Source organism: Psychrobacter sp. DAB_AL32B (genome assembly GCF_002224105.1).
Lineage (GTDB): Bacteria > Pseudomonadota > Gammaproteobacteria > Pseudomonadales > Moraxellaceae > Psychrobacter.
Genome location: NZ_NEXU01000173.1, coordinates 1 through 336, shown reverse-complemented (window position 1 = coordinate 336; position 336 = coordinate 1). Strand labels below are relative to the sequence as shown.

The window sequence follows — 336 nt, the reverse complement described above, 5'->3', positions numbered from 1 at the left end:
CCTGTCTGTTCAAGATAATAGGCCACCGCTTCATCACGTGTCATCATGCCTTTTAAATGCGTAGGCTGACGGCGTGACTGCTGCATAATGATATTATCATCTGCTTCAATCCAGTAAGCCAAGGCGCTACCCAAATCCATCAAAGGATCACCCAGTGTCGCCATTTCCCAATCAAGAACGCCGATGACTTTGGTTGGATCTGCTGCATCTAAAATTACATTATCAAAACGCCAATCATTATGAATAATGCAGGTTTTGCTATCAGCAGGCGTATGCTTACCAAGCCATTGTCTTACCAGTGCAAAGCTTGGTACGTTAGGCGTCTTGGCTTTGACC

Annotated in this window: 1 protein-coding gene; it reads right to left on the bottom strand. The window is 45.2% G+C overall.

Translation table 11 applies throughout. From position 1 onward, the window contains the following. On the bottom strand, positions 1 to 336 hold a 336-nt coding region (locus CAN34_RS13865), incomplete at both ends, for a phosphotransferase family protein (protein WP_133063032.1).